Genomic DNA, 25,458 nt, shown 5'->3' with positions numbered 1-25,458 from the left:
CCCCGGACGGCGCCCGGGTTGTGCCCCCTAGGGGACGCGGCCGGGACGGGTCAGCGGCAGCCGCAGTTCGCGACCGTCGACGCGAGCCGGTCCAGGGCCGCCTGGGCCTGTCCCGGGTTCACCGTGCCGTCCGTCATGAACGCGAAGACCAGGAGCCGCCCGTCCGCGTCCACGACCGTGCCGGCCAGCGTGTTCACCCCGGTCAGCGTGCCGGTCTTGGCCCGTACGAGGCCGATGCCCGCCGCGTCGGCCTCGTCGGTGTAGCGCTTGCTCAGCGTGCCCGTGAAGCCGGCGACGGGCAGTCCGGTGAGGACGGGACGCAGCCCCGGGCGCTCCCGCTCGACGGCGTGGGCGAGAACCTGGGTGAGCAGGTCGGCGGAGACCTTGTCGGCGCGGTCGAGACCGCTGCCGTCCGCGAAGTGGCTTCCGGAGAGCGGGAGTCGAAGCTTTTCCAGCTCCTTGCGGATCCCCTCGCCCCCGCCCTCGAAGCTCGCGGTCCCGTCCGTGGCGAGGGCCACCTGGCGGGCCAGGGCCTCCGCGATGTCGTTGTCACTGTGCGTCAGCATGCGCTCGACCAGGGCCGATACGGGCGGCGACGACACCTTGGCCAGCTTCTCGGCGTCGCCCGAGGCATGGCGGGGGCCCGGCTCGCCCTTCGTCCTGATGCCGCGGTCGTGCAGCAGATCCGCGAACTTCCGCGCGGCGGCCGCGGCGGGGTCGGACTCGCGGGGAGCCGGACCGCTCGACGAGTCGTCCGTGCGCGCCTCGTCGGCCATGAGAGCGCTGACCGGCGCGATGTTCTCGTTCGGCCCGATGGGGTGCAGGAGCGGCCCCGAGTAGAGCGAGGTGTCGTAGGAGAGGGTGATCTCGTCCGTGTCCCGGCCCTTGAGCTCCTTGGCGGTGGCGTCGGCGAGGGCGCGCAGGCTCGCGTTCGGTCCTGCGTCCTTGCGGGCGGTGAGCGTGGGGTCGCCGCCGCCGACGAGGACGACCTCGTGCGAGTCGGGCTCGATGACGGTCTTCGTGTCGATGCGGTGGTCGGACCCCGGCATCGACAGGGCGGCGACGGCCGTGGCGAGCTTCGTGGTCGAGGCGGGAGTCAGTGCGTCGCCGGAGCTCCTGCCGTACAGCCGCTGACCGGTGGCCGCGTCGACGACGGCCGCGGTGCGCCGCTTGCCGAGGGCCGGGTCGTTCAGGAGCGGGTCGAGCACGTCGGCGAGCGCGCCCTTCGTGGGGCCGGGGACCGAGCCGCCCGGCGCCGCGAGCACCGCACGGGCGCTCGGGGCCGCGTCCGGCTCCCCGGAGCGCCCGTCGCGGCCGTGATCTGCGCCACCCCCGGCCTCCTGGGCGGCAGCCCGGCGCGCCTCCGCCGTACGCTGACCGCTGGAGTCCCACGGACCGGCCGAGGCCACCGCCACGGCCGAGAGCGCCAGGCCCAGGGTGGCAGCGCCCGCTGTGAGCTGCCAGGTCTTGACCTTCGTAAGCACCTTCACTGCCTGTGAAACTGCCTGCGAAGCCTTGAGCTCGGGCACCACGGACCAGCCCCTTTCGCGATCACACACCTGCGTGAGGGACACTTAACCACCAGTCGTATGTGTTGATCATGGAGGAGCCACCGGTGGAGTTCGACGTCACGATCGAGATTCCGAAGGGTTCGCGGAACAAGTACGAGGTGGACCACGAGACCGGTCGGATCCGCCTGGACCGTCGACTCTTCACCTCGACCAGTTACCCGGCCGACTACGGATTCGTCGAGAACACGCTCGGTGAGGACGGGGACCCGCTGGACGCGCTGGTCATCCTGGAGGAGCCGACCTTCCCCGGCTGCCTCATCAAGTGCCGCGCCATCGGCATGTTCCGTATGACGGACGAGGCCGGCGGCGACGACAAGCTGCTGTGCGTCCCCGCCTCGGACCCCCGCGTGGAGCACCTGCGGGACATCCACCACGTCTCCGAGTTCGACCGCCTGGAGATCCAGCACTTCTTCGAGGTCTACAAGGACCTGGAGCCCGGCAAGTCCGTCGAGGGCGCCGACTGGGTCGGCCGCACCGAGGCCGAGGCCGAGATCGAGCGGTCCTACAAGCGCTTCAAGGACGAGGGCGGTCACTGACCTCCCCCGCCACGCACGGGCCGTCCGACTCCTTCGGGGGCGGGGCGGCCCGTTCGCGTATCTGTGCTCATACTGAGGCGTACGGGAGGTGCGCAAGCGTCATACGAAGGGCGAGTTGGTGACGGAGCGGGAGCCGGAGGCGGCCGAAGACCGCAAACCGCAGTCGGACGAGGCACGCAGCGCCTTCACCCCGCCGCAGGGAGTGGTGCCGCAGACCCCGGTGCCCGAGCAGGACGAGTCGCAGACGACGTCCGAGTTCGCGCTCCCGGACGGGTTCAGCACACCGGCCGCCGCGCCCGCCGAGACCAGCGGTTCGGCCTTCACTCCCCCGCAGACCTACAGCTCCCGGCACGCGCCCCCCGCGTTCACCCCCGCGCACGGCATCCCCATGGTCAAACTGACCAAGGAGGCGCCCTGGCAGGACCGGATGCGCACGATGCTGCGCATGCCGGTCGCCGAGCGCCCGGCGGCCGAGCCTGTGCAGAAGCACGACGAGGAGGGGCCGGCCGTTCCGCGCGTCCTCGACCTGACCCTGCGTATCGGCGAGCTGCTCCTCGCGGGCGGTGAGGGCGCCGAGGACGTGGAGGCGGCGATGTTCGCCGTGTGCCGCTCCTACGGCCTCGACCGCTGCGAGCCGACGGTGACGTTCACGCTGTTGTCGATCTCGTACCAGCCGTCCCTGGTCGACGACCCGGTGACCTCCTCGCGCACCGTGCGCCGGCGCGGCACCGACTACACGCGCCTCGCGGCCGTGTTCCAGCTGGTGTACGACATCAGCGACGCGGAGGTCGACGTCTCCCTGGAGGAGGCCTACCGGCGCCTCGCCGAGATCCGCCGCAACCGCCACCCCTACCCGGGCTGGGTGCTCTCCGCGGCGACCGGGCTCCTCGCGGGCGGCGCCTCGATCCTCGTCGGCGGTGACCTGATCGTCTTCGTCGCGGCGGCGCTCGGCGCGATCCTCGGCGACCGGCTGGCCTGGCTGTGCGCCGGGCGCGGTCTGCCGGAGTTCTACCAGTTCACCGTCGCCGCGATGCCGCCCGCCGCCATAGGGATCCTGCTGACCCTCGCGCACAACCTCGTGGACGTACGCGCCTCCGCGGTGATCACCGGTGGGCTGTTCGCGCTGCTGCCGGGGCGGGCCCTCGTGGCGGGCGTGCAGGACGGCCTGACCGGCTACTACATCACCGCGGCCGCGCGCCTGCTCGAAGTCATGTACTTCTTCGTCGGCATCGTCATCGGCGTCCTGGTCGTGCTCTATCTCGGCGTGCAGCTGCACGCGCAGCTGAACCCGGAAGCGGCCCTCCAGGTCCTCGACCGCCCCTACTGGCAGATCGCGGCCTCGATGGCGCTCTCGCTCGCCTTCGCCATCCTGCTCCAGCAGGAACGCTCCACCGTGCTCGCGGTGACACTGAACGGCGGTGTGGCGTGGGTCGTGTACGGGGCCATGCACGTCGTCGGCGGGATCTCGCCGGTCGCCTCGACGGCGGCGGCGGCCGGGCTCGTCGGCCTGTTCGGGCAGCTCTTCTCGCGTTACCGGTTCGCGTCCGCGCTGCCGTACGTGACGGCGGCGATCGGGCCGCTGCTGCCGGGTTCCGCGACGTACTTCGGTCTCCTTGCCATCGCGCAGAACGACGTGGACGCGGGCCTGGTGTCGCTCACGAAGGCGGCGGCTCTCGCCATGGCCATCGCGATCGGGGTGAACCTCGGGTCCGAGATCGCGCGGCTGTTCCTGCGCTCGCCCGGCGCGGAAGGGCGCCGGGCGGCGAAGCGGACCCGAGGCTTCTAGGGCCCGCCTTCCATGCAAAAGGGGCCGTGGCGTTCTAGCGCTTCGCGTGGCGGCCGCGCTGGCCCGGCGCCGGCGTCTGCGGCTGGGGCGTCGACGCCGCGGCCTTCTTCGACTTGCTGCGCGCCCGCAGGAACTCGATCGCGATGGGGACCACCGAGATCAGGACGATCAGGATCAGGATCGCCTCGATGTTCTTGTGGACGAACTCGATGTTGCCCAGCCAGGAGCCGAGGAGCGTGACGCCCGCGCCCCAGAGCACGCCGCCGATGATGTTGAACGTGATGAACGAGCGGTACTTCATGCCGCTGACGCCCGCGATGATCGGCGTGAACGTACGCACGATGGGCACGAAGCGCGCCAGGACCAGGGACTTCGGGCCGTACTTCTCGAAGAACTCGTGGGCCTTGACCACGTTCTCCTGCTTGAAGAGGCGGGAGTCCGGGCGGTTGAACAGCGAGGGGCCGACCTTCTTGCCGAAGAGGTAACCCGCCTGGTCACCGAGGATCGCGGCGACGCAGATCAGACCGACGGCACCCCACAGGGGGAAGTCCAGCGTGCCGGCGGTGATCAGCAGTCCGCACGTGAACAGCAGGGAGTCGCCCGGCAGGAAGAAGCCGATGAGCAGGCCGGACTCCGCGAACACGATCAGGAGCAGGCCCCAGATGCCGAACGTGTTGAGCAGGTGGTCCGGGTCCAGCCAGCTTGGTCCGAGAGCAAGCGTCGTCACGGTTCCGGACTCCTGAGGGGTGGTGAAGCAAGGGCAATGGCGGTGCAAAGTTATCAACGCCGGATGACGGCACCAGGTTCCAGCGGCCCTCTCAGGATGCACTGTGCGTCAACTGTGGCAAACCTGTGTGTATGGGTATCGAAGACTACGGCGGCGGCCAGAATCCGCAGACGGATGTGCTCGTCGTCACCACGAACGACGTGCCCGGCCACCGGGTGGAGAAGGTGATCGGCGAGGTCTTCGGTCTCACGGTCCGCTCCAGGCACCTCGGCAGCCAGATCGGCGCCGGCCTCAAATCGATGATCGGCGGCGAGCTGAAGGGCCTCACCAAGACACTGGTGGAGACCCGTAACCAGGCGATGGAGCGGCTCGTCGAGCAGGCCCGCTCCCGCGGCGCCAACGGGGTGCTGATGTTCCGCTTCGACGTCACCGAGGCGGCGGACGTGGGCACCGAGGTGTGCGCGTACGGCACGGCCGTGGTCCTGGCCCGGGAGTGACCCCGGGCCAGGCGCCCGTCAGGCGTGGCGGACGGCGTTGGCGAGGATCGCGTCGCGCAGATGTTCGGCGAGGCCCGGCCGCATGGACTCGTAGAACTCCTTGAAGCGTTCGTCGGCCACGTACATCTCGCCGAGCCCGCAGTGGGTCTCGAAGCCGCACTCGTAGAACCACTTGGTGATGTGCTGCCGGTGTTCCTCGGCCATGTCCATGGCCCGCTCACCGGTCGGGGGCTCGCCGGCCGCCATCAGGGAGTCGTAGCGCTCGCTCCAGTCCGCGACCTCGGCCTGCATCCGCTTCCAGTCGTCCTTGGTGTAACGGGCGGCGCGGCGCTGCGACTCGGCGTACGAGTCCGTGCCGCCCCAGCGCTCCCGCGCCTCGTCGGCGTACTGTTCCGGATCCTTGTCCCCGAAGACCTCGAACTTCTCCTCGGGCGTGAGGTTGATGCCCATCTTGCGTGCCTCCATGGCGTGTTCCACGGCCTCGGCCATCTTCTGGAGCTCGCCGATCCGGGCGGTCAGCAGTTCGTGCTGGCGGCGCAGATGCGCGCGCGGGTCCGCGTCCGGGTCGTCGAGAAGGGCCGCGACCTCGTCGAGGGGGAAGCCGAGTTCCCGGTAGAACAGGATCTGCTGGAGCCGGTCCAGGTCGGCGTCGCTGTAGCGCCGGTGACCCGCGCGACTGCGCCCGACCGGCGTGAGCAGGCCGATCTCGTCGTAGTGGTGCAACGTGCGCACCGTGACGCCGGCGAACCCGGCGACCTGCCCCACGGAGTAGCTCACGGCTCCAGCCCCCTCCCTGTCGTGTTCGGTACGGGTCCCAGCGTGCGGCCTCACGCCACGTGAGGTGCAAGCGGGAATTTCTCCGGGTGTTGTGCGGCTTTCGTCCGCTTATGGTGTGCCGGTGAGCACCGACGCGCAGGCCGAGCCCCAGGAGACCACCCCGGCACGGACGTTGCTGCCGCTGGTCGTCCCCGCGCTCGTCGTGGGCGTCGTGTGCAGCCTGCTGTTCCTCGGCGTGAGCGAGCTCGCCGAGCAGCTCCAGCACGTGCTGTGGGAGGACCTGCCCGACGCGCTCGGCATCGGCGGGTACTCCTCCGCCTGGATGATCGTCATGCTGACCGCGACCGGCATCCTCGTAGGCCTCGTCGTGTGGAAGGCGCCCGGTCACGCAGGGCCCGACCCGGCCACCGTCGGGCTCGAGAGCGACCCGCTGCCGCCCTATGTGCTGCCCGGGCTGCTCGTCGCGACCGCGCTGATGCTGGCCGGCGGGCCCAGCCTCGGCCCGGAGAACCCGATCATCGCGGCCAACGTCGGCCTCGCGTTCTGGCTCGGCTCGAAGGCCCTGCCCGCGATGCCCGCCGTCCTGTGGGGCACCCTGGCCGAGGCGGCTACGCTCGGCGCGCTGTTCGGCACGCCCGTCGCCGCCGCCCTCGTCATCTCCGAGGCCCTCGCGGGCAAGCCGATCAAGGGCTTGCTGTGGGACGCCCTGTTCGCGCCGCTCATCGCGGCGGCCACCGGCGCGCTGACCACGACCCTCGTCGGACATCCCAGCTTCGACCTCGGCCTGCCCGCCTTCCCCCGGCCGGGCTGGGGCGACCTCCTCTGCGTCCTGGTGGTCGCCTCCGCGGCCGCGGTCCTCGGCATGGCGGCCGTCTACGCCTTCCCTTACACGCACGCCGCGTTCGGACGCCTCAAGCACCCCATGCTGATGCTGCCCGTCGGCGGGCTCGTGCTCGGTCTGCTCGGCGCGCTCGGCGGACATCTCACGCTGTTCAAGGGCCTCCATGAGGTCGCCGCGCTGGCCCAGGACCCCGAGGGCTGGTCGGCCGGGCAGTTCGCCCTGATGACGGTGGTGAAGCTGGCGGCCCTGCTGATCGCCGCCTCCTGCGGCTTCCGCGGCGGCCGGATCTTCCCCGCGGTCTTCATCGGGACGGCCTTCGGCCTCCTCGCCCACGCGCTCGTGCCGGGCGTGCACCCCGCCGTCGGCGTCGCGGCGGGCGTCCTCGGCATCCTGCTCGCCATCACACGGCAGGGCTGGGTCAGCCTGTTCATCGCGGCCGTCCTCGTCGCGTCCCCGCCGATCCTCGTCCTGCTGTGCATCGCCTCGCTGCCGGCCTGGCTCCTGGTCACCGGACGCCCCCAGATGCAGCTCCACCACGACGGCACGGCCGTCCGCTGAGAGCGGCCGCCCCTGCCCGTCCGCCGATCTGTCGCCGGGCGGTACGCCCCACTCCTCCGTATCCTCGCGATGAGGCCACGACATCCTCGCGATGAGGCCACGACCGCGCATCGAGGGAGCCCGCGACCATGCCGCTGCACCACGGTCCCCACCAGCACGACAAAAGCCCGATGGCCGTCAACCCCTTCTACGGCGAGGCCGATCCGGTCGGCGGCATGACCGACGCCCCGCCCAAGCACCGGCTGCCCGGCAACCCCATGCCGCCCTCCACGGCCTACCAGCTGGTCCACGACGAGCTGATGCTCGACGGCAACGCACGGCTCAACCTCGCCACGTTCGTCACCACCTGGATGGAACCGCAGGCCGGCGTCCTGATGGGCGAGTGCCGCGACAAGAACATGATCGACAAGGACGAGTATCCGCGCACCGCGGAGCTGGAGCGGCGCTGCGTGTCGATGCTCGCCCACCTGTGGAACGCGCCCGATCCGGACGGCGCGGTCGGCTGCTCGACCACCGGGTCGAGCGAGGCGTGCATGCTCGCCGGGATGGCCCTCAAGCGCCGCTGGATGAAGCGGAACGCCGACCGCTATCCGTCCAAGCAGGCCCGCCCGAACCTCGTCATGGGCATCAACGTCCAGGTCTGCTGGGAGAAGTTCTGCAACTTCTGGGAGGTCGAGGCGCGCCAGGTCCCCATGGAGGGCGACCGTTTCCACCTCGACCCGCAGGCCGCCGCCGAGCTGTGCGACGAGAACACCATCGGTGTCGTCGGCATCCTCGGCTCGACGTTCGACGGATCGTACGAGCCGATCGAGGAACTGTGCGCCGCCCTCGACACCCTCCAGGAGAAGACAGGTCTCGACATCCCCGTCCACGTCGATGGCGCCTCCGGCGGCATGATCGCGCCCTTCATCGACCCCGAACTGGTCTGGGACTTCCGCCTGCCGCGGGTGTCGTCCATCAATACGTCGGGCCACAAGTACGGCCTCGTCTACCCGGGCGTCGGATGGGCCCTGTGGCGTACGGCGGACGATCTGCCGGAGGATCTGGTCTTCCGGGTCAACTACCTGGGCGGCGACATGCCGACCTTCGCCCTGAACTTCTCCCGGCCCGGCGCCCAGGTCGTCGCGCAGTACTACACGTTCCTGCGCCTGGGCCGCGAGGGCTACCGCGCCGTGCAGCAGTCGACGCGGGACGTCGCCCGGGGCCTCTCCGAACGCATCGAGACCCTCGGCGACTTCCAGCTCATCACGCGCGGCGACCAACTGCCCGTCATCGCCTTCACGACAGCACCCGACGTGAAGGCGTACGACGTCTTCGACGTATCTCGCCGCCTGCGCGAATACGGCTGGCTCGTACCCGCGTACACCTTCCCCGCGCACCGCCAGGACCTGGCCGTGCTGCGGCTGGTGTGCCGCAACGGCTTCTCTGCCGACCTGGCCGCGCTCTTCCTCGCCGACCTCGGGCGGCTGCTGCCCGAACTGCGGCAGCAGTCCCACCCGTTGACCCGCGACAAAGACGCGGCGACCAGCTTCCACCACTGACACTGCTTACGGGCCTCTACGTATGGGCCTCTACTTACTGAGTGCCGCGAACTTCCGGACCGCCAGCGGGAAGAACACCGCGAGCAGCGCGAGCGGCCACAGCGCCGCCGCCCACAGGTGCCCCGGCTCCCCGCCGGGCCCGCCGAACAGGTCCCGTACGGCAGTCGCCGTGTGCGACATCGGGTTCCACTCGACGACCGTGCCCAGCCAGCCGGGCATCGAGCCGGGCTCGGCGAGCGCGTTCGACAGGAATCCGACCGGCCACACGAGGATCTGCACGGCCTGCACCAGCTCCGGCTTCCCCGCCACCATCGCCAGGTGGATGCCGATCCACAGCATCGCGAACCGGAAGAGGAGCAGCAGGCCGAGCGCGCCCAGGAACGTCCCGGCCGAGCCGTGTGGGCGCCAGCCGATCACGTAACCGACGCCGGCCATCACGAGGAGCGCGGCGGCCGACTGGAGCATGTCGGCGGCCGAACGGCCCACCAGCACCGCGCCGTTGACCATCGGCATCGACCTGAACCGGTCGATCACCCCCTTGTTCAGATCCTGCGTCACCGCCAGCATCGTCGCCTCGAGCCCGAACGCCATGGTCAGCGCGAGCATGCCCGGCACCAGATAGTCGACGTACTCGCCCTCGACTCCCTTGCCGCCGCCGATCAGGAAGCCGAACATCAGCAGCAGCATCACCGGGAAGACCAGCCCGACCACGATCTGCGTGGGCTGCCGCGCCCAGTGCGCCAGCTCGCGCCGCGTCATGGTCCACGAATCGGCGACGGCCCAGCTCATCGGCGTACTCATGCCTTCACCTCCGGCCGGTCCGATACGTGTCCGCGCTCCGCAGTGTCCTTCTGTCCCGGCTGTCCCGGCTGTCCCGATCCCGTCAGATGCAGGAACACCTCGTCCAGGGTCGGTCTGCGCACCACGATGTCCTCCGCCTCAACACCCGCGCCCTGGAGCGCCCGCACGACCTCCGTGAGCGCGGCCATCCGGTCGGCGACGGGCGCGCTGACCAGCCGGCGGTCCGCGTCGACCGTGGCACCGTCCGGCAACAGCCTTGCCGCTTCGTCCAGTTGGGACCCGTCCCGCACGACGACGTCGATCCGGTCACCGCCGAGCCGGGCCTTGAGCTCGTCGCCGGTGCCCCCGGCGACGACCCGGCCCCGGTCCACGACCGAGATGCGGTCGGCGAGCTGGTCGGCCTCCTCCAGATACTGCGTCGTCAGCAGCACCGTCGTACCGCCCCCGACGAGGGAGCGCACCGCGCCCCACACCTCGGCGCGCCCGCGCGGATCGAGGCCCGTCGTCGGCTCGTCCAGGAAGAGCACCTCCGGGTCCGTGATGAGCGAGGCGGCCAGGTCCAGGCGGCGCCGCATGCCGCCGCTGTACTGCCTGACCGCCTTGCGCCCGGTCCCGGCGAGCCCGAAGCGCTCAAGGAGTTCGTCGGCCCGCACCCGCGCGCGCCGGGCACCCAGATGGTGGAGGCGTCCGAACATCTCCAGGTTCTGCCAGCCGCCCAGCTCCTCGTCCACCGCCGCGTGCTGGCCGAGGAGCCCGATGCGGCGGCGCACCTCGCCCGCCTGCCGCCGCACGTCGTAACCCGCCACCTCGACCCGGCCCTCGTCGGCCCGCAGCAGCGTCGTCATGGTGCGGACGGCCGTCGTCTTGCCCGCCCCGTTCGGCCCGAGCAGCCCGTGCACGGTGCCGCGGGCGACCGCGAGGTCGAGCCCGTCCAGCGCCTGTTTGTCCCCGTACCTCTTCCGTGCGCCCTCGACGATGATCGCGTCGGTCATCCGGCTCCTCCCACCGAGAACCTCGGTACTCAAATTTGACTACAACGCGAAGGTAGCTCCGCCTCCGGCCATTAGTCAAACTTGATTAACGAAAATTGACGATGCCTGGCAATGACATGACCGGCGAAGGCCGGCGATGACTAACGAGGGTCCCCGGGGTGCGCCTCGCCCGTGGCGTAGGGGTTCTCCTGCCCCTCGGCGAGCACTCCGACAAAGGGCTCACCCTCGCCCGCGAACGTGTAGGCGCCGCCCTCGATCCGGCCGATCAGGCCCCGCGTCCACTCCGCGCCCGCGTCGGCCGAGTGCACCCAGAAATTCATGATCTCGCCGATGTGCCCGAGCCGTTCGGTCCCGCCCTCGGGCGTGTAGTACTCGGTGACCGCGCGCCGCCACTCCTCGATGCCGTCCACGCGCCGCCGCAGCAACTCCACCGCCTCCTGCCGCGGCAGATCGACGATGAAGCCGAGCGCGGCCGAGAGGATGTCCGGCTTCTGGTCGTACGTCACGAGCGCCTCACGCAGCAGCGTATGGAACTCCTCGGTGCCCTTGTCCGTGATCTCGTACTCGGTACGCGGCGGGCCGCCGGCCGTGGACGGCGCGATCTCGTGCGCGACGAGGAATCCCTGCTTCGCCATCTGCTTGAGCGCGTGATAGATCGACCCGGGCTTGGCGTTCGACCACTCGTGAGCGCCCCAGTACTCGAGGTCGTTGCGCACCTGGTAACCGTGCGCGCGGCCGTGCTGGCGTACGGCCCCGAGGACCAGGAGACGGATCGCTGACATGGGCCCCAGCGTAGGACGTCACTCCTGAGCCATCGCGGCCAGCTCGTACGCCGTCTTCCCGTCGAGGGACTCGCGGATGATGTCCGCATGCCCCGCGTGCCGGGCCGCCTCCCGGATCAGATGGAGCAGCATCCACCGCATGGACGCCTCGCCCTCGTGCGGGGACCAGTCATGGCGGGGCAGCGGGAACGTGTTGTCGAGGCTCGGCACCGACCGGATGAACTCCTCGGTGGCCAGCGCCACCTTGTCCCAGTAGGCGAGCGCCGACTCGACGCTCTCGTCGCCCACGAGCCGGAAGCTGTCGGCCCAGTTCGCCTCGGTGCGCTGCGCGTCGGGCGCGACCTGCCCGGCCCGCGCCACCCAGCCCTGCTCGGTCTCGGCGACGTGCTTGATCAGCCCGGACAGCGACAGCGCGCTGGCGCTCGGTGTCGCCGCGGCCTGCTCGTCACTCAGCCCGAGCACGGCCCGGCGGATGGCGCCGCGCTGCCCGGCGAGGCAGATCAGGAGGGTGCCGCGTTCGTCGCCGCGGACCTCCGCGTTCCCGTGAGCCGTCATCGTGAGCCGCCTTCCGTCGGTTTCGCTGCCTGAGGTCTTTCGCTGCCTGTACTGACGAAGGTAGAGGCGCTTGCGGTCAGCTCCCGTCTCAAGTGGCACGACCCGGACCCCGAACTCGGGAACGTGTCGCGTAGGGATTTCCCTACCGTTGACGCGTAGGGAAATCCCTACCTATAGTCCGGGCATGAGCAGCCACACGAACATCACGCACGCCTCCTTCATCACACTCCCCGTCTCCGACCAGGACCGCGCCCTGCGCTTCTACGTCGACGTACTCGGCTTTGACGTCATCGTCGACCGCGAGATGCCACCGGGCCGCTGGCTCCAGGTCGCACCGGCGGGCGCCCAGACCGTCTTCACGCTGTCCGGTCCGGGCATGGGCGATTTCACCCCCGGTTCGACGCGGGGGATCATGTTGGTGACGACCGACGTCGACGCCGACTGCGCGCGGCTCACTGCCGCCGGAGCCGAGGTCACCGGCCCCGACGACGTGCCGTGGGGACGCATGGCCGCCTTCAGCGACCCGGACGGCAACTCGCTGATGCTCATCACGGAGAAGGAAGGCTTCTGACGCCGATGGCGACGACGAGCGCGACCGACACCGCCGGCCAGGACCGGCTGTTCGCCGCGCTCGCCAACGGGACACGGCGCGAGGTGCTCCGCCTCCTCAGGGACGAGGGCCCGCAGCCCGTCCAGGCCCTGGCCGACCACTTCGCGATGCGCCGGCCCAGCCTCTCGGAGCACCTCAAGGTGCTGCGCGAGGCCGGCCTCGTGTCGGAGGAACGCGCGGGACGGCAGCGCATCTACCGGCTCGAGGCATCCCCTCTGGCCGAGGTGCAGGACTGGCTCCATCCGTACGAGCGGTTCTGGCGCGACCGCCTGAAGGGGCTCGCCGGACTCCTCGACCGCATGCCCGACGATGACGAGTCATGAGCCTGACGAGCATCACGGTCGACCAGTTCTTCCCCCACTCGCCCGCCAAGGTCTGGCGCGCCCTCACCGAACCCGAGCTGATCGCCCAGTGGCTGATGGCGGGCAGTGAGGACTTCCGCCTCGAGGTGGGCCACCGGTACGTGATGACGACCGTGCCGCGACCCAACACCGGCTTCTCCGGCACCGTCGATGTCGAGGTCCTCGCGTACGAGGAGGAGCGGATGCTCAGCGTCCGGTGGCAGGACCGGGATCCGGCCAATTCTGCGGACTGGACCATTACGTGGAACCTGGAGCCAGAAGGCCGTGGCACGCGTCTCTTCCTAGTGCACGACGGATTCGATCCGGACGATCCGGCACAGATGATGGCGCGGAAGATCATGGACGGGGGCTGGCGTTCGCATGTCATGCGAACGCTGGGGCAGGCGCTCGAAGAGCTGTAACCGTGGGAACACCCCCCGTGCACGTGCATCTGCCCATGCATCGGCATGTGTACGCAGCTATGATCCAGGACAGTTGACCACTACACCTGACTCGCTGGCCACATGAGCCTCGTAGGCCACAGCACGACCGGGGAGCGACCTGTGCACCACGTGTACAACGGCATGGCGGCCACGGAGCTCCACGGTGTGGCCTGGCAGAAGAGCAGGCACAGCAACTCGCAGGGCTCCTGCGTGGAGTTCGCGAAATTGCCGGGGGGCCGAGTGGCGATGCGAAACTCGAACTTCCCGGAGGGCCCGGCACTCGTCTACACGCCCGCCGAGATCGAGGCCATGCTGCTGGGCGTCAAGGACGGGGAGTTCGACCATCTGATAGCCGACGGGTGACCGGTGACGGGCGATCGGTGACGGGCAGCAGCTGTCGACTGACGGGTGACGGCTGGCAGGTAACAACTGACGGACATCAACTGACAGATGACAGATAACGACAAATGTCAGCCGTCAGATGACAGTGGTCAGTCGCGGGTAACCAGTCGTCAGTCGCGGGTAACCAGCGGCCAGTTGCCCGCCCGCCCTCACAGCCGGAACAGCGCCCACACCACTTTCCCGTTCAGCCTGCCGGCCAGCGGATGCCAGCCCCAGCTGTCGCTGAACGAGTCGACGAGGAACAGGCCGCGGCCCGATTCGGCGTTGAAGTCGTCGTCCGTCTCGCGGGCGACGGGGCTCTCGTCGCTGGGGTCGCGCACCGCGCACACCAGGCGTGAGGTCCAGCGCATCAGGTGCAGCCGCACCGGCGGGTCCTGTGAGCGCGGGGTGTCCGAGGGCAGCCCGTGCCGCAGGGCATTGGTGACGAGTTCGGAGACGACGAGGCAGACGTCGTCGAATCTCTCCGGCACGCCCCAGCCGTCGAGCGTCCCGCGCGTGAACTTACGGGCGCTGCCCACCGCTTCATACCGTGCGGGAAGTGCGCAGGAGGCGGAGCTGGAGACGCCTGAAGGGTCGAGTGGCGGAAGCCCCTGCCTTAACGGCTCGAGCATGGCCGGTCCATTCGTCCCCATGCGAGGCACTCCCGGAATTCGCGGTACATAGCGATTGGAGCGGTGGTGCGTGGGCCATCGTTCCGAATGCGTACAGCAGATGCAAGGGCAGATGCACGTGCACGCGCCCGGCCTGTCCCCCCACGTACCACTTGCTGCTCATTTATTCCCACGACTTCTTGTGGAGACCTTTCGCAACCTTTCCGTTTCTGTAACCGACCGAGTACGGGCCGGAGCGTTTTAATGGCAGACTTCGGCTTCTGAAGCGAAGGGGAGGGTGGAGCGACGTGAGTGCGGGAGAGTCGAGCGGCTCGGTGGTGCGACGCATCCTGCTGGGTTCGCAACTGAGGCGTCTGCGCGAGTCGCGTGGCATCACCCGGGAAGCGGCCGGCTACTCGATCCGCGCATCCGAATCGAAGATCAGCCGCATGGAGTTGGGACGGGTGAGCTTCAAGGCCAGGGACGTCGAGGACCTGCTGACCCTGTACGGCGTCGCCGACGAGGCCGAGCGCGGCGCGCTCCTCTCCCTCGTCAAGGAGGCCAACGTCGCGGGCTGGTGGCACACGTACTCGGACGTCCTGCCCGGCTGGTTCCCCACCTATGTCGGCCTGGAGGGCGCCGCGTCGCTCATCCGCGCCTACGAGGTGCAGTTCGTGCACGGGCTCCTTCAGACCGAGGGATACGCGCACGCGGTCGTCGCCCGGGGCATGAAGGACGCGCCGAAGGCGGACATCGACCGGCGTGTGGCGCTGCGCCTCGAGCGGCAGAAGCTCCTCGTCTCCGAGCACGCCCCCGAGTTCCACGTGGTGCTCGACGAGGCGGCGCTGCACCGCCCGCACGGCGGACCGAAGGTGATGCAGGGTCAGCTGCGGCATCTGATCGACATCTCCGAGCGGCCCAACGTCACGCTCCAGGTCATGCCGTTCGGATTCGGTGGCCACTCGGGTGAGACCGGCGCCTTCGCGATGCTCAGCTTCCCGGAGTCCGACCTCTCCGACATCGTCTACATGGAACAGCTCACCAGCGCCCTCTACCTCGACAAGCGCGAGGACGTCACGCAGTACGCGCGGTCGATGAAGCAGCTCCAGTCGGAGTGCCCGACGCCGGAGGAGAGCGTGGACATCATCCGGGGCCTGCTGGCCAAGAACGGCTGACCGGGACTGGCCGACCGGGACTGGCCGAGAAGCACCGCTTCTGCCGCGTCTTGCGATCGATGACGATCGGGCGGGCGCCCCAGCCAGGCCACAACTCGACTGGTACAGACGTAAGATGACGAGCCATTAGGTGTCTGCCCGCAGCAGCAAGGGATCTCATGTCCTACTTCACCGAACTGGCCCAGCAATACATCGACGGTTCATGGCGTCCCGGCCACGGGGCGTGGGACATCATCGACTTCAACCCCTACAACGGTGACAAGCTGGCCTCCATCACCGTGGCGTCGGCCGACGAGGTCGACGAGGCCTACCGCGCGGCCGAGCGGGCGCAGAAGAGCTGGGCTGACACCAACGCGTACACGCGCCGCCTCGTCTTCGAGCGGGCGCTGCGCCTGGTCGAGGAGCGCGAGGACGAGATATCCGACGCGATCGTCGACGAGCTCGGCGGTACGCGGCTCAAGGCCGGGTTCGAGCTGCATCTCGCCAAGGAGTTCCTGCGCGAGTCGATCCAGCTGGCGCTGCGCCCCCAGGGGCGGGTCATCCCGTCGCCAGTCGACGGCAAGGAGAACCGGCTCTACCGCGTTCCCGTCGGGGTCGTGGGCGTCATCAGTCCCTTCAACTTCCCGTTCCTGCTGTCGCTGAAGTCGGTCGCGCCCGCGCTGGCCCTCGGCAACGGCGTGGTGCTCAAGCCGCACCAGAACACCCCGATCTGCGGTGGCTCCCTGGTCGCAAAAATCTTCGAGGACGCGGGCCTGCCTGGCGGTCTGCTCAACGTCGTCATCACCGACATCGCCGAGATAGGCGACGCGCTCCTCACCCACCCCGTGCCGAAGGTCATCTCCTTCACCGGCTCCGACGCGGTGGGCCAGCACGTCGCGACGGTGTGCGCCTCCCAGTTCAAGCACGCCGTCCTGGAGCTGGGCGGCAACAGCGCGCTGACCGTGCTCGACGACGCGGACATCGACTACGCGGTCGACGCGGCGGTCTTCAGCCGGTACGTGCACCAGGGCCAGGTCTGCATGGCCGCCAACCGAATCCTGGTCGACCGCAAGGTGGAGAAGGAGTTCACCGAGAAGTTCGTCGCCAAGGTCAGGTCCCTCAAGGTGGGCGACCCGCGCGACCCGTCGACCGTCATCGGTCCGGTCATCAACTCCACACAGGCGGAGGCCGTTTCGGGCGTCGTCGACCAGGCACTCGCGGAGGGCGCGACCGCACTGCTGCACGGCAAGGCCGTCGGCAATCTGGTCGAGCCGAGCGTCCTGACGGACCTGCCGGCCGACTCCCCGGTGCTGCGGCAGGAGATCTTCGGACCGGTCGCGCTCCTCATCCCGTTCGACGGGGACGAGGAGGCGGTGGCGGTCGCGAACGACACCCCGTACGGGCTGAGCGGGGCCGTCCACACGCGGGACGTGGAGCGCGGCGTCGCGTTCGCGCGGCGCATCGACACCGGGATGATCCATGTCAACGACGGGACGGTGCACGACGAGCCGCTCGTCGCGTTCGGCGGCGAGAAGCGGTCCGGGCTCGGCCGGCTGAACGGCGAGGCGACGGTCGAGGCGTTCACCACCCAGAAGTGGATCTCCGTGCAGCACGGCCGGAGCCAGTTCCCCTTCTGAGCCTCAGCCGGGGTCAGCGTGTTCCGTAAGGCAGCAGCGCCGTCTCGCGCGCGTTCTTGACCGCCGCGGTGAGCCGGCGCCGGCGCGGGGACATTCAGACCTCCAGGAGAGTGTCGAAGGCGCGGGGCAGGCCCTTCCAGGACTCGCGGCCCGCGCCGTACTCGGCGTCGGTGAGCAGGCAGGACTCGAGGATCTCGGCGAGGCCGTCGCGGTCGAGTCCGGGTGACGTGAAGACGAGGTGCTGGCAGCAGTCGCCGTGCTGCGGGTGCCAGTCCAGGGCGGCGGCCGCGCGGCGGACCGGCGGGACCATGTCCCAGGCGGCGTCCGGCAGGGACACCAGCCAGGGCCCCGCGCTCTCGACGCACAGCGCGCCGCCCGCCGCGTCCCAGTGCAGGAGCGTGTCGGGGCGGTCGGCGAGCCAGAAACGGCCGCGGCTGCGGGCCGCCGCGCACGTCAGATCCTCCAGGGCCGCGTAGAGCCGCTCCGGGTGGAACGGCCGGTCGCGGTGCCAGACGAGCGTGGAGACACCCGCCTCGTCCGCGTCCGCGGGCAGCAGCGCGCACGCCGGATGCTGGGCCGCCGCTGCCGCCTCCACGTCGAATCCGCCGAGCGCGGCGCCCGCCAGGTCGCCGTGGCCGATCGCGACTCGGCGGGCTGTCGGGTGGAGCTGGGCGAGCAGGGCCCGGTCCGCGTCGTCGGCCTCGAGGGAGTCCACGAGGGCCAGCACGGGAGCGTATTCGAGCTGTCTGGCCCAGGTGTCGGCGATGGTGCGCCGGTCGGTGGCGGCCGCCGCGAGTCCGGCGTCCATGAGGTCGTCGCCGTTCCCGAGGTACGGCAGCAGGAGCGCGGGGTCCACGCCGGTGATGACGCCGGTGACCGGGAGCTCGGGTCCGCCGTGCGCGGCGACGACCTCGGCCATCGCCTTGGGCTCGACGGAGTCCCACAGTTCGACGACCGCGAGCCGGGTGAGCCCGGCGTCCGCGAGCCGCTCCAGTTCGGGGACCAGGTCCTCGCGCAGGGCGCAGCACGCGCAGTCGTTGACGAGGGGCGCCTCGCCGGTGCCGAGGACCCCGGTGGCATCGCGCAGGGTCCGTACGACTTTGCCCTGTACGGCAGTTGAGAGGTCGTGGTGGAGCGCGACGCTGCCCGGGACCGTGGCGAGCAGTTCCTCGACGGCGGCCCGGCGCGCTTCCGCGTGCAGGCCGCCGACGATCACTACGGGCAGCCGGGTCACCGGCCGCCCCTCTTCCCGAAGCGCCGCTCGAAGCGCTCCACGCGGCCGGCGGTGTCGAGGACGCGCGCATTGCCCGTGTAGAAGGGGTGGCTCACGTTCGAGATCTCGACGTCGATGACGGGGTAGGTCTGGCCGTCCTCCCACTCGACGGTCTTGTCACTGGTGGCGGTGGACCGGGTGAGGAAAGCGTGGTTCGCGGCGCGGTCACGGAAAACGACCGGGCCGTAGTCGGGGTGGATGTCCTTGCGCACGGGGCTCAGCGCTCCTCTCGGAAGTCGACGTGACGGCCTGCGACCGGGTCGTACTTGCGCAGGGTCACGCGGTCGGGGTCGTTACGGCGGTTCTTGCGGGTCACGTAGGTGTAGCCCGTACCCGCGGTGGACCTGAGCTTGATCACTGGGCGGAGTTCGTTGCGTGCCATGTGGCTAGTATATGAAAATGAATCCCGTTTCCAAAATGATCCGGGTCACAGGACCCCGGGGCCGCGCGGCCTTCGGGTCACAGCTCCGGATCACGGACCACAGCCAATGAGAGAGGTACGTCGTTTTGTCCGCGCACTGCATGCTGACCGGGGCCGCCCCCGGCTTCGGCAACCGCATCTCCCACTCCCACCGGCGCACGTCGCGCCGTTTCGACCCGAACGTCCAGCGCAAGCGCTACTGGCTGCCGAGCGAGGGCAGGCACGTACGGCTGCGGCTGAGCACCAGGGCGATCAAGACCGTCGACGCGATCGGCGTCGAGGCCGCCGTCGCCAGGATTCGTGCCCGTGGGGTGAGGATCTGATGGCCAAGAAGAGCAAGATCGCGAAGAACGAGAAGCGCCGGAGGGTCGTCGCCCGTTACGCCGCGCGACGGGCCGAGCTCAACGAGATCGTGCGCCGGCTGTCGTCCACGGACGCGGAACGGGCCGCTGCGCAAAGGGAGTTGGCACGTCAGCCGCGGGACGCGAGCGCCACGCGCGTACGCAACCGCGACAGCGTCGACGGCCGGCCGCGCGGATATCTGCGCGCTTTCGGCCTCTCCAGGGTGAACCTGCGCGAGCAGGCGCATGCGGGCTTCCTGCCCGGGGTGCGGAAGTCTTCCTGGTGACGTGAGGGGCGGCTGGTAGCTTGCTGCGGGCCGGGCCATGTACCGGCAGTCACATCCGCAACGTAGGGGGATCTTGTGCTGAAGCGCGTACGGATCGGTGCCGCCGCGGCGGGAGTTGCCGCGGCGCTGGTGATCACCGGATGCAGCAGCGACAGCGGCGACGGGGGCGACGGCGGCACGCCCAAGGAGACGCCGCAGGCCTCGGCCACGGCGTCCACGGGAGGCGACACGGGCGGCTCCGGTTCCGGCGGGAAGTCCGGGAGTCTTCAGGGCAGTTGGGTCACCACGTCCCAGGGCAAGAGCGTCGCCCTGCTCATCAGCGGCAAGAAGGTGGCCCTGGTCGGCGAGCACGTGTGCAGCGGGACGGCCGGCGACGAGATGGGCATGCAGATGCTCACCCTGAAGTGCGCCGACGGGAACACCGACCGGAACATGGGGCAGGTCAAGTCCGTCGACGCCACGACCCTGAAGGTGTCGTGGGAAGGCTTCGGGGACGACACGTTCCGCAAGACGGACAACGGGAAGCTGCCGTCGGGGTTCCCGACGATGGGGCTGCCGACGTCCTGACGCGGGCGGGTTCTCTCTCCCTCGCGGCTGCCTCGTAAGCCGCTCTCCCGTTACCGGGCCGCTCGATCCTCCGGACCGGGCGGCCCTTCGGGTTTCTGATCCTCGGGCTTCCGGTTCTCGGGCTTCCGGTTCTCGGGCTTCTGGTTCTCGGGCGACGCGTCGGGTTTCAGGTCCTCGGGCGATGCGTCGGGTTTCCGGTCCTCGGGCGATGCGTCGGGTTTCAGGGTGATCGGGGGTACGTCGGTGTCGAGTGCGTCGGAGAGTTCTTCCAGGGCCTCGATGAGCAGGCCCGCGCCCCTGCGTACGACCCGGTCCGGTACGTCCTCGCCGTCCCAGTCCGCGAGAGCGTCCCGTACCCCCTGCCACTGCGGCACCCGGCGCTCGCGCACCGCACGCGCGCCGTCCTCCGTGGCGGTGCGCAGCGCCTTCGCGAGGCGGGCGCCCGCCGGGACCGGGGTCGCGTCACGTTCGGGGAGGTGCGCCTCCATCAGCATCTCGACCCGGCCGATGTGCCGCAGGGCGTGTTCGGCGTCGTCGGCCGCCGCGCGGGAGAGACCGCGGTGGCGCACCGGTTCGGTCCGCGCCCTGGATGCGGCCTCCTGCCAGGCGAGTTCGGCCGTGCGGGCGGCGAGCAGGGCCTCGCGCACATCGGGCAGGTTCCCGCCGCCGGGCTCCGCGTAGCGGCCGATCACGGCGGCGCCGTACCGGCCGAGGGCGAGCAGCCAGTCCGCGAGGCGGGTGCGCAGGCGGGGCGTCTCCCACGCCGGGTACACCGCGTACGCCAGCATCGCGAGGAGGCCGCCGACGAGCGTGAGGACGACCCGCTCGGGGACCGTCTGGTCCCACGCCTCGCCGTCCATGCCGAGCAGGAACACGACGTACGCGGCGATGCAGGCCTGCGCGGCGAGCTGGCCCGTGCGCATCACGAGGTACATCAGGCCCGCGCAGATAACGGCGAGCATCGCGGAGAGGGCGGTGTCCGGGTGGGTGACCTGGACGAGCCCGGTGGCGAGGGCGACTCCGATGAGCGTGCCGCCGAAACGGGCCACCGCGCGCGAGTACGTCTGTGAGAAGTCGGGGCGCATGACCATGACGGCGGCCATCGGCGCCCAGTAACCGTGGCCGAAGGGGAGGGCGGTGCCGATGAGGTAGCCGACCGCGGCGACGGCCGACACCCGGATGGCGTGCCGGAGAATCGGCGACCCGCGATGCAGCTCCTTGCGCATCGCTCCGGCCGCGATGGGGAGCAGCCGGACGAGGGTGGGTCGGCTGAGCTGGGCGTTCTCGTTGCGGGGCTCGGGATGCTGGGTGTCCGTCCGGGCGCCGGCGGTCTCCAGTACGTCCCTCAGGAGCGAGCCGAGGCGCGCAGCCGCCCGCTTCGCCGGGCCGGAGAGGATCGCCCCCGTGTCGGGGGTCTTGAACGTGGCGACCGCCGCCGGGGGCACCTTGACCGGGGCCCCGTGGCGGATCGCCCGCGCCGCCGCGTCCAGCATCGAGCCCGCCGCGCCCAGGAGTTCCCGCACGCGCTCGCGTTCGGGCCCCTCGTCCGGGACGCCGACGGCCGGGTCCGCGAGGGAGGCGAGGACCGGGCGGATGCGTTCGGCGATGCCGCGGGCGCCGCGCAGCTGGGCCGGGCGGGTGCGGGCCTGGCGCGGGGTGAGCGCGGCGGCGCTGCGCGCCAGCATCAGCGGTTCCCCGTCGAACGGGGCGACCGGGTCGTGGCGCAGCCGGCGCGCATAGTCGGCCTCCGCGGCGAGCGCGTCGGCCAGGGCGTCGCGGTGCGCGCCCCATCTGCGTACCGGGAAGAGGATCACGAGGGCGGCCTGGACGAGACCGCCGAAGACCATCATCGCGGCGTGCCCGGCAGCGGCAGCGACCGAGGTCGGCAGGGTGATCGTGACCAGCATCATCGCGACGTTCGACGACGCGATGATGCCGATCGTCGGGCCCGCCGCCCAGGCGAGGCCCGCCAGGAACGTCCACAGGACGAGGAGCGCGAGGAAGAGGACGAGGTGGCCGCCGGTGAGGTAGCCGAGGAACGTCGAGACGCCGAGGCTCGCGCCGGAGGCGACGGCCAGCTCAGGGCGGGGGCGCCAGCTGCGCTGAAACGTGGCGATCGCCGCCTGGAACGCGCCGAACGCGGAGCTCGCCGCGACCGCCGGGCCGAAGAACGTGAGACTGATCGTGATCACGATGGCCAGACCGGCGGCGCCGCGCAGCGCGATCAGGGGTTCCAGACGTTTCCGCTCGACACTCAGGCCCGAGCGGGTGGTGTCCTTCAGCGCCCGGAACCAGCTCACTCCGTCAGAATACGGGTGAGTCGGGCATATGGGTTGGGGTGGTTCGGTTCGGGGGCTGGCCTGGGGGCTGGTTCAGGGCTTGTTCAGGGGCTCGTTCAGGGCTTGTTCAAGGGCTGGTTCACCGGTGTGTGGCGCCGCCGCGCACCTCGGCGCGGTCCGCGACGCGGGCGCGGTCGGCGGCGGCCACGCCCTCCGCCCAGCCGGCGCCGTCGCTGACGCCCCGGATCCGGGTCGTCACCGTCTGCGGGAACATGTCGTCGGTCCGGCCGGCCACCGCGACATCGCGCGCCGCCAGGACCGGCAGCAGCCCGCCCCCCTGACTCCGGCCGGTCACCTCCTCCGCCACGGCCGCGAGCCGGTCGCCGATGCGGTGCGCGTACGCGGCGAGGAACGCCTGCCGGAAGGTCTTGGTCCGCTTGCGTCCCCCGGCGCGCTGCTCGGCCTCGGCCCGCGTCATCGCCGCCGTGCCCTGCACCAGCAGCGACGTATGGAGCAGCTCCACCGCCTCCAGGTCGGACTCGAAGCCGACAACCGTGGAGAAGCCGAAGCCGCTGTTCCACACCGCGCGGCAGCGGTTCGCCGACGCGACCGCGTCCAGGAGGGCCGCCTTCGCCGTCTCGTACGGGGCGTCCACGCCGATCCGGCACGCGACGGGCGTGTCCTTCGCGTGCGTACGGGCCGCGAGGAGCGCCGCGTCGACGCTGTGTCTGGTCATCAGCTCCTGCGCCTTCGCCGCCAGCGCCTCGGCCTCCGGCGGGTAGCCGGTCGCCTCGGCCTTGGCGAGCAGCGCGCGAATCCGGGCGAGCTCGCGCGGCTCCCCCGCGACGGGTCGCGCCACGGACTCGCCGGGCACGGGCCCCACGGCCTCTATCGGCGGGAGGCGCAGGAGGAGTCTGTACAGCTCCAGGACGGCGGTGGCGTACGAGAAGCGGTCGAGGCGGGGGCCCCGCGTTCCGGGGCCCGACGCTTGCCCCGGGTCCTGCGGGAGCTCGGCGAGCTGTGCGTCCCAGCGCGCGGGCAGGTATTCGTAACGTGCGGTCTCGGCGCGGATCAGACGGGCCGCGATGTATCCGTGCGGACTCTCTTCGAGGTCACGTACGACGATGCGCATGACGTCGGCGGGCTGCCAGCCGCGTTCCCAGGACCGGCGCACGAACTCCTGGCCGCGCAGGGCGAGTTGGGTGTCGGCGGACGGGTCGGCGGCGAGCAGGGACGCGCCGGTGTCGAGCCCGGCCTCCGCGCCCTCCCCGTACAGGGCGGCCGCGAAGGCGCGCTCGACCGTGGTCCGCGTCGTACGTTCCGTCATGCGGGGGCGCCGTCTCCGTGCCTGTCTGGTCTGTCATGCGGGCTGCCGTGTCTTCTCTTCCATGGTCTCAGGCGGATACGAGGGGGTAGGGCTGGCCATACCGTTCCTAGATAGCGAGCGGGAGTGAGTCGTAGATCCACTCTCGTTCGCTACGCCCGTCCCGAACGGTGTTGGGCGGGCTGGGTCGCCGCTTTCGCTTCCCTGGTGGCGTCACCACTGCTGGTGGTGGTCCGGTCCGGGGTGGGCGGTCTCCCTCACGTCCGGGGTGTCGGGGTGCGGCCTGGGCGATCCGATGCCCCACGCGATCGCTCCGGTCGCGTGGGGGCGGTGTCGTCCGTCGTCGTGCCCCGAATCCCTGGGCGCGCCGTCCGATCACGAGGCTCGCGGCCTCATGCCGGGTGGTCTGATGGGTGGGGATGCTGGTCGGCTTCTGCCAGTGCTCGGCGCCCCACCGGCTGCTGTATGCGGCATCGACCGCGATCACGCTGATGCCCTGCTCGGCAGCCATCGAAATGAGCCGGGCAGCCAGCCGTGCGGTGGGAAAGCGGGAGATCAGACGGCGGAAACGCTTGTTACGGCCGTGCTTCTCCCGCGTCTTGGAGTCCGCGAAATCGAGGTCCTCGATCGCAATAGCGCTCGCGCCACGCTGGTGCGCGTAGTGGAGCAGGCGGCTGGTGGCGTGCCGGATCTGCGCATCCCGATGCGCGGAATTGCCGGACAGGTCATAGAAGAAACACTTCGGACGCCCGATGGGGTTGCCGTGGACGTCGAGGCGCCAGGCGGCGTAGTGATCGTTGTTGGTGTCCACGCCGATCACGGTCCCGTCTGCCAGGGCGGCTTCCGGGGTGAGGGGAGGGGCTGGGGTGCGTTGCCAGGATGCGGTCACATACCAGCGCTCTCGCACCACATCGTGGTGGATGCGATACGCAACTGCCCGGTGGTCAACCACCCGGTCCGCCCACTCCTGGCCCCGGTGCGCGAACACCGCCCGGGCGGCCAGCACGTAGCGGCCGTTGGGGGCGTTCGCCAGGTGGGTGAGCGGGGCGGGGAGTTTGAGGCTCAACTGCCCGTCAAGATCGAGACGGATGGTCTCGTTGCCGAGGCGTTTGCCGGACTCGCCGTCAGCGGACAGGAACATCCGGGCCGCCTCCCAACGAGCGCGCCACCCCTGCTCGCTGAGCCCGGCCGCATCCAGGTGATGCCGGGCATTAGCCAGCCGCTTGCCGCCACGCACCACCCGCACCCGGCCCGCCACCCAATCCGCCCGCGCCCGGGCCAGACGGACCTCAAGGACGCGCAGGCGGCGCGACTTGGCATGCCACTCACGCCGGGAGCGATACCCGCCCGGCACGCCCCGCTCGCCCTTGGCACCCAGCTCCAGCGCGAGGCGCTGCCGGATACAGGTGATGCCCGCCTCCAACTCCCGGACATGCGCGGCCAGGCACCGGCGCGCCAGCGCCCACTGGTCATGCGAGGCCTTGGTAACCGACCCCGCCCACCGCGCCGATGAGGAGGCACTCACATCCCGCTTACGCGCCGCCCATTGACCGGCATCGTGACCGAGCCCAGCCCTGCTGCGGACCTTCAGATCCCGTCCGGCCAACGATCCCAAATGCCGCCCCACCACACCGAGCACCTCGGTATCGGTTACGGACAGGCCCTTGAGACGGGTCCGCACGGCTACCCCACTCGGCAACGGAGCCACGAACGGAGCCGCCAGCACCCGCAACGCCTTCCCCGTCACCCCACCCACTCCGTCCAGCGAGCCACTCGCGCAATCCGATCATCGGTCCACCCGCCCAACGAGCCCGACCCGACCGAG

The 25,458-nt window shown here is 70.4% G+C and carries 27 protein-coding genes and 1 pseudogene; 14 read left to right on the top strand and 14 right to left on the bottom strand.

From position 1 onward, the window contains the following. Nucleotides 1-50 precede the first annotated feature (50 nt). Entirely contained in the window at nt 51-1,529 is a 1,479-nt protein-coding gene (gene dacB, locus ACY0PA_RS23965; protein ID WP_473079748.1) for a D-alanyl-D-alanine carboxypeptidase/D-alanyl-D-alanine endopeptidase, read from the bottom strand. An 86-nt stretch (nt 1,530-1,615) separates the two neighbouring features. Between dacB and ACY0PA_RS23960 the strand changes: the two genes are divergently transcribed. Both ACY0PA_RS23960 and ACY0PA_RS23955 read left to right on the top strand, forming a co-directional pair. Continuing rightward, nucleotides 1,616-2,107 (top strand): inorganic diphosphatase, encoded by a 492-nt coding sequence (locus ACY0PA_RS23960; protein WP_100597700.1) that lies wholly within the window; start codon nt 1,616-1,618, stop codon nt 2,105-2,107. A gap of 88 nt (nt 2,108-2,195) precedes the next feature. After that, nucleotides 2,196-3,893 (top strand): threonine/serine exporter family protein, encoded by a 1,698-nt coding sequence (locus tag ACY0PA_RS23955; RefSeq protein ID WP_473079747.1) that lies wholly within the window; start codon nt 2,196-2,198, stop codon nt 3,891-3,893. Nucleotides 3,894-3,960: 67 nt separating this feature from the next. Here ACY0PA_RS23955 and ACY0PA_RS23950 read toward each other — a convergent pair. Then, a pseudogene (locus ACY0PA_RS23950) lies at nt 3,961-4,620 on the bottom strand (DedA family protein); the annotation flags it as partial. Between the two features lie 131 nt (nt 4,621-4,751). On the opposite strand from ACY0PA_RS23950, the gene ACY0PA_RS23945 reads away from it, so the two are divergent. Then, entirely contained in the window at nt 4,752-5,117 is a 366-nt protein-coding gene (locus ACY0PA_RS23945; protein ID WP_473079746.1) for a YbjQ family protein, read from the top strand. Nucleotides 5,118-5,135: 18 nt separating this feature from the next. On the opposite strand, the gene ACY0PA_RS23940 is transcribed toward ACY0PA_RS23945, so the two are convergent. Continuing rightward, the gene (locus ACY0PA_RS23940; RefSeq protein WP_473079745.1) at nt 5,136-5,894 is read right to left on the bottom strand and encodes a MerR family transcriptional regulator; all 759 of its coding nucleotides are present in this window, start codon (nt 5,892-5,894) and stop codon (nt 5,136-5,138) included. A 121-nt stretch (nt 5,895-6,015) separates the two neighbouring features. Here ACY0PA_RS23940 and ACY0PA_RS23935 point away from each other — a divergent pair, with 121 nt between their 5' ends. Next, entirely contained in the window at nt 6,016-7,293 is a 1,278-nt protein-coding gene (locus ACY0PA_RS23935; protein WP_473079744.1) for an ion channel protein, read from the top strand. Nucleotides 7,294-7,421: 128 nt separating this feature from the next. Continuing rightward, nucleotides 7,422-8,834: a glutamate decarboxylase gene (gene gad, locus ACY0PA_RS23930; RefSeq protein WP_473079743.1), complete on the top strand. Its 1,413-nt coding sequence runs from the start codon at nt 7,422-7,424 to the stop codon at nt 8,832-8,834. A gap of 30 nt (nt 8,835-8,864) precedes the next feature. Here the strand turns inward: gad and ACY0PA_RS23925 are convergent, their stop codons facing one another. From ACY0PA_RS23925 to ACY0PA_RS23910, 4 genes are all read right to left on the bottom strand, one after another. Further along, the gene (locus tag ACY0PA_RS23925; RefSeq protein ID WP_473079742.1) at nt 8,865-9,635 is read right to left on the bottom strand and encodes an ABC transporter permease; all 771 of its coding nucleotides are present in this window, start codon (nt 9,633-9,635) and stop codon (nt 8,865-8,867) included. Continuing rightward, a complete protein-coding gene (locus ACY0PA_RS23920; RefSeq protein ID WP_473079741.1) occupies nt 9,632-10,627 on the bottom strand; it encodes an ATP-binding cassette domain-containing protein in 996 nt (331 codons plus the stop codon). The genes ACY0PA_RS23925 and ACY0PA_RS23920 overlap by 4 nt, the downstream gene beginning before the upstream one ends. 140 nt (nt 10,628-10,767) lie before the next feature. Next, nucleotides 10,768-11,409 carry a PadR family transcriptional regulator gene (locus tag ACY0PA_RS23915; protein WP_473079740.1) on the bottom strand — a complete coding sequence of 214 codons (642 nt, stop codon included), beginning with the start codon at nt 11,407-11,409 and terminating at the stop codon, nt 10,768-10,770. An 18-nt stretch (nt 11,410-11,427) separates the two neighbouring features. After that, complete coding sequence (locus ACY0PA_RS23910; protein WP_473079739.1) at nt 11,428-11,964, bottom strand: DinB family protein; 537 nt, start codon at nt 11,962-11,964, stop codon at nt 11,428-11,430. A gap of 184 nt (nt 11,965-12,148) precedes the next feature. Between ACY0PA_RS23910 and ACY0PA_RS23905 the strand changes: the two genes are divergently transcribed. The 4 genes from ACY0PA_RS23905 to ACY0PA_RS23890 all read left to right on the top strand — a co-directional run bounded on the left by ACY0PA_RS23905 (nt 12,149) and on the right by ACY0PA_RS23890 (nt 13,721). Beyond that, nucleotides 12,149-12,535 carry a glyoxalase superfamily protein gene (locus tag ACY0PA_RS23905; RefSeq protein WP_473079738.1) on the top strand — a complete coding sequence of 129 codons (387 nt, stop codon included), beginning with the start codon at nt 12,149-12,151 and terminating at the stop codon, nt 12,533-12,535. Between the two features lie 5 nt (nt 12,536-12,540). Then, nucleotides 12,541-12,897, top strand: a complete 357-nt coding sequence (locus tag ACY0PA_RS23900; protein WP_473079737.1) for an ArsR/SmtB family transcription factor — start codon at nt 12,541-12,543, stop codon at nt 12,895-12,897. Beyond that, the gene (locus ACY0PA_RS23895) at nt 12,894-13,337 is read left to right on the top strand and encodes an SRPBCC family protein (RefSeq protein ID WP_473079736.1); all 444 of its coding nucleotides are present in this window, start codon (nt 12,894-12,896) and stop codon (nt 13,335-13,337) included. The genes ACY0PA_RS23900 and ACY0PA_RS23895 overlap by 4 nt, the downstream gene beginning before the upstream one ends. Before the next feature lie 141 nt (nt 13,338-13,478). Further along, nucleotides 13,479-13,721, top strand: a complete 243-nt coding sequence (locus ACY0PA_RS23890) for a DUF397 domain-containing protein (protein ID WP_473086403.1) — start codon at nt 13,479-13,481, stop codon at nt 13,719-13,721. Nucleotides 13,722-13,909: 188 nt separating this feature from the next. Here ACY0PA_RS23890 and ACY0PA_RS23885 read toward each other — a convergent pair whose 3' ends face one another. After that, the gene (locus ACY0PA_RS23885) at nt 13,910-14,392 is read right to left on the bottom strand and encodes an ATP-binding protein (protein ID WP_473079735.1); all 483 of its coding nucleotides are present in this window, start codon (nt 14,390-14,392) and stop codon (nt 13,910-13,912) included. Between the two features lie 266 nt (nt 14,393-14,658). Here ACY0PA_RS23885 and ACY0PA_RS23880 point away from each other — a divergent pair, with 266 nt between their 5' ends. Both ACY0PA_RS23880 and ACY0PA_RS23875 read left to right on the top strand, forming a co-directional pair. Then, entirely contained in the window at nt 14,659-15,525 is an 867-nt protein-coding gene (locus ACY0PA_RS23880; protein ID WP_473079734.1) for a helix-turn-helix domain-containing protein, read from the top strand. A 158-nt stretch (nt 15,526-15,683) separates the two neighbouring features. Then, entirely contained in the window at nt 15,684-17,141 is a 1,458-nt protein-coding gene (locus ACY0PA_RS23875) for an aldehyde dehydrogenase family protein (protein WP_473079733.1), read from the top strand. Nucleotides 17,142-17,235: 94 nt separating this feature from the next. Here ACY0PA_RS23875 and ACY0PA_RS23870 read toward each other — a convergent pair whose 3' ends face one another. From ACY0PA_RS23870 to rpmG, 3 genes are read right to left on the bottom strand one after another with little or no spacing between them, the layout of a single operon-like run. Continuing rightward, the gene (locus ACY0PA_RS23870; RefSeq protein ID WP_473079732.1) at nt 17,236-18,375 is read right to left on the bottom strand and encodes a CobW family GTP-binding protein; all 1,140 of its coding nucleotides are present in this window, start codon (nt 18,373-18,375) and stop codon (nt 17,236-17,238) included. After that, on the bottom strand, nt 18,372-18,626 hold the full coding sequence (locus ACY0PA_RS23865) for a type B 50S ribosomal protein L31 (protein ID WP_473079731.1): 255 nt from the start codon (nt 18,624-18,626) through the stop codon (nt 18,372-18,374). Before ACY0PA_RS23865 ends, ACY0PA_RS23870 begins: the two co-directional genes overlap by 4 nt. Before the next feature lie 5 nt (nt 18,627-18,631). Next, complete coding sequence (gene rpmG, locus ACY0PA_RS23860; RefSeq protein WP_324770702.1) at nt 18,632-18,796, bottom strand: 50S ribosomal protein L33; 165 nt, start codon at nt 18,794-18,796, stop codon at nt 18,632-18,634. 125 nt (nt 18,797-18,921) lie between these two features. Here rpmG and rpmB point away from each other — a divergent pair, with 125 nt between their 5' ends. The 3 genes from rpmB (at nt 18,922) to ACY0PA_RS23845 (ending at nt 20,030) form a co-directional block, all read left to right on the top strand. After that, complete coding sequence (gene rpmB / locus ACY0PA_RS23855) at nt 18,922-19,158, top strand: 50S ribosomal protein L28 (RefSeq protein ID WP_473079730.1); 237 nt, start codon at nt 18,922-18,924, stop codon at nt 19,156-19,158. Beyond that, nucleotides 19,158-19,463: a 30S ribosomal protein S14 gene (gene rpsN / locus ACY0PA_RS23850; RefSeq protein WP_356276129.1), complete on the top strand. Its 306-nt coding sequence runs from the start codon at nt 19,158-19,160 to the stop codon at nt 19,461-19,463. The genes rpmB and rpsN overlap by 1 nt, the downstream gene beginning before the upstream one ends. A 75-nt stretch (nt 19,464-19,538) precedes the next feature. Then, entirely contained in the window at nt 19,539-20,030 is a 492-nt protein-coding gene (locus tag ACY0PA_RS23845; RefSeq protein WP_473079729.1) for a hypothetical protein, read from the top strand. Nucleotides 20,031-20,080: 50 nt separating this feature from the next. On the opposite strand, the gene ACY0PA_RS23840 is transcribed toward ACY0PA_RS23845, so the two are convergent. From ACY0PA_RS23840 to ACY0PA_RS23830, 3 genes are all read right to left on the bottom strand, one after another. Beyond that, nucleotides 20,081-22,330: an FUSC family protein gene (locus ACY0PA_RS23840; RefSeq protein WP_473079728.1), complete on the bottom strand. Its 2,250-nt coding sequence runs from the start codon at nt 22,328-22,330 to the stop codon at nt 20,081-20,083. 118 nt (nt 22,331-22,448) lie between these two features. Continuing rightward, nucleotides 22,449-23,636 (bottom strand): DUF2786 domain-containing protein, encoded by a 1,188-nt coding sequence (locus tag ACY0PA_RS23835; protein WP_473079727.1) that lies wholly within the window; start codon nt 23,634-23,636, stop codon nt 22,449-22,451. A 106-nt stretch (nt 23,637-23,742) separates the two neighbouring features. Next, nucleotides 23,743-25,314, bottom strand: coding sequence for an IS200/IS605 family accessory protein TnpB-related protein (locus ACY0PA_RS23830; protein WP_473079726.1), 1,572 nt, complete (start codon nt 25,312-25,314; stop codon nt 23,743-23,745). Nucleotides 25,315-25,458: the final 144 nt, after the last annotated feature.

The sequence above is a fragment of the Streptomyces sp. DS1-CR2 genome, from assembly GCF_055760475.1.
This window is presented reverse-complemented; position numbering and strand designations above follow the sequence as displayed.

What these genes read in the sequence shown, in the direction of transcription:
- ACY0PA_RS23945 (WP_473079746.1), top strand. Translation starts at nt 4,752, where the DNA reads ATGGGTATCGAAGACTACGGCGGCGGCCAGAATCCGCAGACGGATGTG.
- gad (WP_473079743.1), top strand. Translation starts at nt 7,422, where the DNA reads ATGCCGCTGCACCACGGTCCCCACCAGCACGACAAAAGCCCGATGGCC.
- ACY0PA_RS23925 (WP_473079742.1), bottom strand. Translation starts at nt 9,635, where the DNA reads ATGAGTACGCCGATGAGCTGGGCCGTCGCCGATTCGTGGACCATGACG.
- ACY0PA_RS23920 (WP_473079741.1), bottom strand. Translation starts at nt 10,627, where the DNA reads ATGACCGACGCGATCATCGTCGAGGGCGCACGGAAGAGGTACGGGGAC.
- ACY0PA_RS23915 (WP_473079740.1), bottom strand. Translation starts at nt 11,409, where the DNA reads ATGTCAGCGATCCGTCTCCTGGTCCTCGGGGCCGTACGCCAGCACGGC.
- ACY0PA_RS23910 (WP_473079739.1), bottom strand. Translation starts at nt 11,964, where the DNA reads ATGACGGCTCACGGGAACGCGGAGGTCCGCGGCGACGAACGCGGCACC.
- ACY0PA_RS23905 (WP_473079738.1), top strand. Translation starts at nt 12,149, where the DNA reads ATGAGCAGCCACACGAACATCACGCACGCCTCCTTCATCACACTCCCC.
- ACY0PA_RS23900 (WP_473079737.1), top strand. Translation starts at nt 12,541, where the DNA reads ATGGCGACGACGAGCGCGACCGACACCGCCGGCCAGGACCGGCTGTTC.
- ACY0PA_RS23895 (WP_473079736.1), top strand. Translation starts at nt 12,894, where the DNA reads ATGAGCCTGACGAGCATCACGGTCGACCAGTTCTTCCCCCACTCGCCC.
- ACY0PA_RS23885 (WP_473079735.1), bottom strand. Translation starts at nt 14,392, where the DNA reads ATGGGGACGAATGGACCGGCCATGCTCGAGCCGTTAAGGCAGGGGCTT.
- ACY0PA_RS23875 (WP_473079733.1), top strand. Translation starts at nt 15,684, where the DNA reads ATGTCCTACTTCACCGAACTGGCCCAGCAATACATCGACGGTTCATGG.
- rpmG (WP_324770702.1), bottom strand. Translation starts at nt 18,796, where the DNA reads ATGGCACGCAACGAACTCCGCCCAGTGATCAAGCTCAGGTCCACCGCG.
- rpsN (WP_356276129.1), top strand. Translation starts at nt 19,158, where the DNA reads ATGGCCAAGAAGAGCAAGATCGCGAAGAACGAGAAGCGCCGGAGGGTC.
- ACY0PA_RS23835 (WP_473079727.1), bottom strand. Translation starts at nt 23,636, where the DNA reads ATGACGGAACGTACGACGCGGACCACGGTCGAGCGCGCCTTCGCGGCC.